Source organism: Nocardioides sp. (genome assembly GCF_031422975.1).
In the GTDB taxonomy this organism is placed as follows: domain Bacteria; phylum Actinomycetota; class Actinomycetes; order Propionibacteriales; family Nocardioidaceae; genus Nocardioides.
In genome coordinates, this window is the sequence record NZ_JANPEO010000004.1 from 1 (window position 1) to 2,172 (window position 2,172).

Consider the following 2,172-nt stretch of genomic DNA (forward strand, 5'->3'; position numbering starts at 1 on the left):
CCTCGGCGGCCGTCGCGACGGCTGGCACGTCCCGTCGGCTGGGCCGCAGTGAGCGTCCCGTTCGCGCGGCGGCGATCCTCACGCTGGAGGGCGGTGTCGCCGTGCTGTGGCAGACCGCAGCGGCGCTGACCCGGCACTACTGGCCGCTCGCTGCCCTGGCGGCCACCCGTTCACGCCGCGCCCGACGTGCCCTGGTCGTGGCCGCGGTGGTCGACGGACTCGTCGACCGGCGACGGGTCGGGGCCGACCTGGACCCGGTCCGCTACGTCCTTGCGCGACGGCTGGACGACCTGGCCTACGGGGCCGGCGTCTGGTTCGGGGCCGCACGAGCCCGGTCCCTCAAGGCGTTGCGCCCCGACCTACGCCTCTCGCGTCGCCGATGATCACGTTGCAACCACTTCGCAACCTTCGGCGCGAGATGGTGGCTATCGAAGTTCGGAGAGGTGACGGATGAGCGTGTCCACTGAACCCATGGGTCGCGACGGCATGCGCGCGGAGGTGGCAGATTCCTGGCACCTGTCTGCCGCGGCGGGCGTGGACGTGGAGCGGGTCGAGGCACCGATCACGCTCGCCGAGTCCGACCTACGCGACCACCGGGCGGCTCATCCGCTCGCCCAGGTCTTCCCGCTGCTCGACGACGTGCTCGGCCAGGCCGCGCGCGACTGCGGCGCGATCATGGCCGTCTCCGACGCGGCCGGCCAGCTGCTGTGGGTGTGCGGGTCGCCATCCACCCTGCGCGAGGCCGAGAAGATCGGCTTCGTCGAGGGCTCCAACTGGGACGAACGGCTTGCCGGCACGAACGCACCCGGTCTCGCGCTGCGGCTCGGCCAGCCTGCCCAGGTGCGCCGGTCGGAGCACTTCCGGCACTCGGTCCAGCAGTGGAGCTGTGCGGCATCGCCCATCCACGACCCCACGTCCAGCACCCTGCTCGGGGTCCTCGACATCACCGGCAACGACGACATCGCGGTGCCGCAGACGATGGCGATGGTGCGGGCGGCGGCCAGGATGGCCGAGGCGGAGCTTGCCCGCGACCTGCTCACGCGCGCCGCTCAGCCCGTCGAGTCCACGGCTGGGCCGCAGGTCGTGGTCGAGCTGCTCGGACGCCACGAGGCACTGCTCACCATCGACGCGCGCCACTCGCTCCGGCTCTCTCCTCGGCACAGCGAGATCCTGCTCCTCCTCGCCTCGGCTCCGCACGGGCTCTCCGGCGACGAGCTCGCCGTCCTGGTCTACGAGGACGACGGCGCGTCCTCGACCCTGCGTGCGGAGCTCAACCGGCTGCGCAACCTCCTCGGCGACGACCTCCTGGCTTCCCGCCCCTACCGGCTCTGCTGCGGGGTCGCCGGCGACTGGCTGGCGCTCGAGGCGCAGCTGGCGGCAGGCGACGTACGCCGCGCGCTTCGCGACTATCGCGGCCCGATCCTTCCTCGCTCCACCGCGCCCGGGGTCGTCCGTCTGCGCGACCAGCTGCACCACTCACTGCGCGCTGCTGTGCTGGCCAGCAAGGAGCCGGACCTGTTGTCGACGTGGACGCGATCCAGGTGGGGAGCGGACGACTACGACATGTGGGTGGCGCAGCGCGACGCCCTCGGCGCGGTGTCGCCGATGCGTTCGCTGGTCGACGGGCAGCTGGCCCGGCTCGACCGCGACCTGGCCTGACCCGGCCAGCCTCCGGACGCGGAGCGCAACGTAGATGCAACGTGCGCGTTCCTACCGTGACGGTCATCACACACTCCCTCACTCCTGGAGCACCCATGACTGTCTACGCACAGCCCGGCACCGACGGCTCGGACATCGAGGTCAAGAGCCGCTACGGCCACTACATCGGCGGCGAATGGGTCGACCCGATCAAGGGTGGCTACTTCGAGAACATCTCCCCGGTCAACGGCAAGCCCTTCACCGAGGTGGCGCGCGGCACCGCTGAGGACATCGAGGCCGCGATCGACGCCGCCGAAGCAGCGGCGGGGCCCTGGGGCCGTATGTCGACAACGGAGCGTTCCAACATCCTGCTCAAGATCGCAGACCGCATGGAGGCGAACCTCGAGTCCCTCGCGGTGATCGAGACGTGGGACAACGGCAAGGCCGTGCGCGAGACCATCAACGCGGACATGCCGCTGGCGGTCGACCACTTCCGCTACTTCGCCGGCGCGCTGCGCGCCCAGGAGGGCGGCA

General features: G+C 71.3%; 2 protein-coding genes and 1 pseudogene. All 3 read left to right on the plus strand.

What is annotated here, in order from left to right; translation table 11 throughout:
• Positions 1-383 (plus strand): annotated as a pseudogene (locus RMO85_RS00135) (mycofactocin system glycosyltransferase); the annotation flags it as partial.
• 88 nt (positions 384-471) lie between these two features.
• Complete coding sequence (locus tag RMO85_RS00140; RefSeq protein WP_310525682.1) at positions 472-1,659, plus strand: GAF domain-containing protein; 1,188 nt, start codon at positions 472-474, stop codon at positions 1,657-1,659.
• 95 nt (positions 1,660-1,754) lie between these two features.
• On the plus strand, positions 1,755-2,172 hold a 418-nt coding region (locus RMO85_RS00145; RefSeq protein WP_310525683.1), incomplete at its 3' end, for an aldehyde dehydrogenase family protein.